Raw genomic sequence first — 4,546 nt, 5'->3', positions numbered from 1 at the left:
GACCGCGATGCGGGCGCCGTTGGCGCTCGTCAACCCGGGCATCATCGCGCGAAAGACCTGGGACTGGTCCACGTTGATTCTCCTTCGTTACGATACTGCCCGGACCGAAACGCGCGTTCCGGCTCAGGCGGCAATGGCTTGCCGGGCGGCTTGCCCCGGCTCGATTCCTAGTGCAGCAAACGTTTGCGGATCAATGTCGATCCAACACGCGACCACCAGACGTCCGTCCACCTGCTTCGGCGAGCCTGCGCGGTGCGCGTGTATGCCGATCCGGCGGAACAGCCGCTCCACGCTCGCGAACGTCACGCCGATCAACTGCCGCGCGCCTAGCTTCGCCGCGCATTCGACGACGGCCGCGAGCATCGGGCGCACGGCCCATTCGGCATTGCCCGGCCCGCCTTCGTCGTCGGTTGCCGCGAACCGGGACAGCTCCCAGACGGCGGCCGACTGCGGCAGCGGCATGTCTTCGGCGATCAGGTCGGCGAACAGCGACTTCAGCAGATACGGGCGCGTTGTCGGCAGCAGGCGCGCACATCCGCACATGTCGCCGCCGGCGTTTCGCGCGAACACGTAGACGGTATCGTCGCGATCGAACTGGTCGCGCTCGAAACATTCGTTCGCCGACGGGAGCGCCCAACCGAGCTGCTCGACGAACACGCGGCGCCGATAGCGCCCGAGATCCGCTGCAAGTTCGTGTGGCAACCGCCCTTCCTCGTGAACGAAGGTCCGCATGGTGTCCTCGGATCTGTGCTTTTGTATGCGTGCATTACATCGCGCAGCACGAGGGGGCTGTAACTGGTAACTCTTACAGGGTGACGGTGGAAAGACGCCGTTTAGGACGTGGTAACGGTTTCTTGATCAACGGGATTGAAAACTGTGCCGCTTTTGCTTATAAAGAGCGCCAGCATCACGGAAATCGTCAGATGAATGAGTGCGCCGCCAGTTGTCACTGGAGCGTCGGACCGGCATGATAGGCGTCGTTGTGCCCGAGCAGGGCAGACGCGACTGCAGCGGGCCAGTCGATGCACGCGAGCCGCGCGGCGAGCGCGGCGGCCGTGCGGAACATGCCGATGTCGGCGCCCGTGGCGTCGACGGCCATCACGTTGCTGCGGACGTCGCCGCCCGCGATCACGAACGCGCCCGTCGCGCGGTCGAGATACCAGTCCCAGCCGACCGTCACGTAAGCGACGCCGGTATGGGCCGGGCGATGCCATTCGGTGTAGCCGGCAAGGCGTGCATCGATGGCGCTGTCGCGCAGTTCCGCAAGCAGCGATGCGTCGAGGCCGCTTGCGACATGGTCGAGCGCAAGCGCGGCCAGTGCGCCTTCTGACAGGCGTACGTAGCCGTCCGGGGACGGGCCGGGGACCGGGTGCAGCAAAGGTGAAGTCATGCGCGGAATGTATCAGCCTCGAACGGGTGCTGGAACCTGACAAGTATGACAGCGTGTCGTTGTCGGAGAATGAATGGAACTGCGCTGGCAGGATGCCTACCAACAATTCAGCGCCGCGGAAGACGAGCAGCAGCTCTTCCAGCGGATCGCCGCCTATTCCAAACGGCTGGGATTCGAATACTGCTGCTACGGCATTCGTGTGCCGTTGCCCGTATCGAAGCCGTCGGTCGCGATCTTCAATACCTATCCGGACGGCTGGATGGCGCACTACCAGGCGCAGAACTACATCGAGATCGATTCGACGGTGCGCGACGGCGCGCTCAGTACCAACATGATCGTCTGGCCGGACGTCGACCTGATCGAACCGTGTCCGCTGTGGCAGGATGCGCGCGATTTCGGGCTGTCGGTGGGGGTCGCGCAGTCGAGCTGGGCGGCCCGCGGCGCGTTCGGCCTGCTGAGCATCGCACGCCATGCCGACCGGCTGACACCGGCGGAAATCAACATGCTGACGCTGCAGACGAACTGGCTCGCGAACCTGTCGCACTCGCTGATGAGCCGCTTCATGGTGCCGAAGCTGGCGCCGGCGGCGGGGGTCACGCTGACCGCGCGCGAGCGCGAGGTGCTGTGCTGGACGGCCGAGGGCAAGACCGCGTGTGAAATCGGCCAGATCCTCAGCATCTCGGAGCGGACGGTCAACTTCCACGTCAACAACATCCTCGAGAAGCTGGGTGCGACCAACAAGGTCCAGGCGGTCGTCAAGGCAATCTCGGCCGGGCTGATCGAGACCCCCTGACAGGGCACGAGGGCGGGCGGCAGCGCGGCACGCGGCTGCCGCCAGGCCGCTCACTCCATCATCGGCTCCGCCTCCTTCGCGGTCCAGCTCACGCTGGAAATGCTCTTCTCCATGCTCATCCGGCTCGCGATTTGTTCGAGCTTCTGCTGATCCTTCGGATGCAGCTTCAGGGTCGCGGTCACCTTCAGCCGGTCCGGCTGGTCGGGCACGTCCTCGCTCGTGAGGCTCTGGAACGACAGCGGCTTCGCGTACATCGAGTTGGACAGCAGCGTGCGGATGTGCACTTCGTCGGAGGCCAGGCAGATCACGGTGATCTGGTATTCGCGCACGAGATCGGCGTTTGATACGGGCGTCGCGTTGATCGCCTGGCTGACGCTGCGCAATAGCGTATTGGTCAGCAGCACGACGCCGGTGCCGGCGAGCGCCGGCACGTAATGACCGGAACCGGACAGCACGCCGACGGCGGCCGAGCACCACAGCGTCGCGGCGGTGTTGATGCCCTGGATCGAGCCCTTGTCGCGCATGATCACGCCGCCGCCGAGGAAGCCGACGCCCGACACGACGTAGGCGGCGATCTGCGTGACGCCCGCGACGCCGTTGCCGGTCAGCACGCCGAGCGTGACGAACAGGCACGCGCCGCTCGCGACGAGCGTGATCGTGCGCAGGCCGGCCGTGCGCTGGCGCATCTGGCGTTCGATGCCGATGGCGACGCCGCAGGCGAACGCGGTGAAAAGACGGAGTGCGAAATCGAAAGTCATGGTTGTCCTGCCGTGCAAGGAGCGCGTGCCGTTTCGCGTCGCTGCGGCGCAATGCCGAAGGCGACGCGAAGATAGCCGTCATCGCGCGGTACTGTACCGCGTGAATGCGTCATTCAGTGTGAAACGGTAGGCGTGCGGCTCGCGGAACGCGAGCCGGGCAGGAGAACTGCGTCGGACAGGCGTTCAGGCGGCAAGCGGCGCACGCAACGGAGTGCTGCAACTGTCCACGACGGTTCCTGAAGGAAGAATGGGCGGCATTCTAGTGGGCGGCGAGCGCCTGCGTCAACCGCCGCGCGGCGGTTGCGCTACTGCGCCGAGCCGATCGTCCCCGTCGCGAGCGCGAGTGCGGCAGCGGCCGATAGCGCACCGGCATAGCTGTCGACCTCCGCGTTGCGGGCCGCGAGCAACTGGCTTTGCGCGATCGTCGCATCGGTGACTGAACCGACGCCATTCCGGTACGCGGTGAGCGCCGCGTCGTAGCTCGTCTGCGCGGCATCGACGAGCGCGTTCGCGGCGTCGTGCGACGCCAGGCTCGTCTGCACCGCGTTCTGCGCGGCGACGACCTGGCGGACGGCTTCCTCCTTGGTTCGCGTGAGGCGCGCGGATGCGCTTTCCGCATCGTTGCGCGCCTGCATCAGCACGGCCGAGCGCAGGCCGCCGTCGTATAGCGGGATCGTCACGCCTAGGAACACGCCGCCGCCGTAGCGGCTGCCGTTCAGGTTGACGGTCGGTGCCTGGTCGCCGATCGCGGGCAGTGCGGAGATGGACGTTCCGCCGCTCGCGTACGACGTCGACGCGGACAGGAAGATCTTCGGCATGAACGCGGCTTGTGCGGCCTTGATCTTCGCGCGATTGGCCTTTTCAAGCGCGAACGCACCCTGCAGGTCGGGACGGCGCGCGATCGCATCCGACACAATCGCGTCGACCGACGAGCCGAGCGCGGGCGGCAACGGCCGCTTCGGCAGCGCGGCGATGGTCGGCTTCGACAGCGGCGAGATGCCGAGCGCGGAGACGAGGGCGAGGTAGCTGTCGCTCTCCGTGCCGTTCGCCTGCACGAGTGCGAGGTTCGCCTGCGCGCGGTTCTGCGTCGCCTGCGCAAGCTCGACGACCGTGCCGACGCCATGCTTGAGCCGCGCGCGGGAGGCCGCGAGGATCGCGTCCGCGTTCGCGAGGCCCTGCTGGGCGCTGAGGGCGCGCGAGCGTGCGGCTTCGTAGCGGTAGTACGCGACGGTCACGTCGTGGATCACCTGCTGGTGCACGGCCGTGAATGCAACGTTCGACGCTATCGACGCCTGCTCGGCCGCCTCGACACGCGCCGCGCGGCCACCGAAATCGAACAGCAGCCATTGCAGCGACAGTGCCGAGATGGTGCCGTGCACGCTGGAGTTGCTCGACGAATCGCCGAGGAACGTCGACGTCGAGCCGTGGTTTGCCTGGTACCCGCCCATGGCTGTCGCGGACAGCTTCGGCAGGTAGGCGGTCTTGGCCAGGCCGACCGCGAGCGCGGCGTTGCGCGCGTCGTTCCACGCGATGCGGGTCAGCGGGTTCGCCGATTCGGCGAGATCGATCAGCTCGGGCAGCGTGTACGCATGCGCGGCATCGAGC

The 4,546-nt window shown here is 66.7% G+C and carries 5 protein-coding genes; 1 reads left to right on the top strand and 4 read right to left on the bottom strand.

Features of this window, described 5'->3' with window-relative positions; genetic code table 11:
* Positions 1–123 precede the first annotated feature (123 nt).
* Both JYJ84_RS29160 and JYJ84_RS29155 read right to left on the bottom strand, forming a co-directional pair.
* Positions 124–732 carry an acyl-homoserine-lactone synthase gene (locus JYJ84_RS29160; RefSeq protein WP_043177453.1) on the bottom strand — a complete coding sequence of 203 codons (609 nt, stop codon included), beginning with the start codon at positions 730–732 and terminating at the stop codon, positions 124–126.
* A gap of 214 nt (positions 733–946) precedes the next feature.
* A complete protein-coding gene (locus JYJ84_RS29155; RefSeq protein ID WP_175223679.1) occupies positions 947–1,390 on the bottom strand; it encodes a DUF4902 domain-containing protein in 444 nt (147 codons plus the stop codon).
* A 73-nt stretch (positions 1,391–1,463) separates the two neighbouring features.
* Between JYJ84_RS29155 and JYJ84_RS29150 the strand changes: the two genes are divergently transcribed.
* Complete coding sequence (locus JYJ84_RS29150; protein WP_122947488.1) at positions 1,464–2,183, top strand: autoinducer binding domain-containing protein; 720 nt, start codon at positions 1,464–1,466, stop codon at positions 2,181–2,183.
* Positions 2,184–2,233: 50 nt separating this feature from the next.
* On the opposite strand, the gene JYJ84_RS29145 is transcribed toward JYJ84_RS29150, so the two are convergent.
* Together JYJ84_RS29145 and JYJ84_RS29140 are read right to left on the bottom strand one after the other, a co-directional pair.
* Positions 2,234–2,941, bottom strand: a complete 708-nt coding sequence (locus tag JYJ84_RS29145; protein ID WP_011354660.1) for an MgtC/SapB family protein — start codon at positions 2,939–2,941, stop codon at positions 2,234–2,236.
* A gap of 305 nt (positions 2,942–3,246) precedes the next feature.
* Positions 3,247–4,546 (bottom strand): TolC family protein (locus JYJ84_RS29140; protein ID WP_205189799.1); only part of this gene is annotated, 1,300 nt, incomplete at its 5' end.

Source organism: Burkholderia sp. LMG 13014 (genome assembly GCF_905232215.1).
Taxonomy (GTDB): domain Bacteria; phylum Pseudomonadota; class Gammaproteobacteria; order Burkholderiales; family Burkholderiaceae; genus Burkholderia.
Note: the sequence above shows the minus strand (reverse complement) of the source record. Positions and strands in the feature narration are given on the sequence as shown.

Coding starts and splice junctions, on each gene's coding strand:
- JYJ84_RS29160 (WP_043177453.1), bottom strand. CDS start 732: ATGCGGACCTTCGTTCACGAGGAAGGGCGGTTGCCACACGAACTTGCA.
- JYJ84_RS29155 (WP_175223679.1), bottom strand. CDS start 1,390: ATGACTTCACCTTTGCTGCACCCGGTCCCCGGCCCGTCCCCGGACGGC.
- JYJ84_RS29150 (WP_122947488.1), top strand. CDS start 1,464: ATGGAACTGCGCTGGCAGGATGCCTACCAACAATTCAGCGCCGCGGAA.
- JYJ84_RS29145 (WP_011354660.1), bottom strand. CDS start 2,941: ATGACTTTCGATTTCGCACTCCGTCTTTTCACCGCGTTCGCCTGCGGC.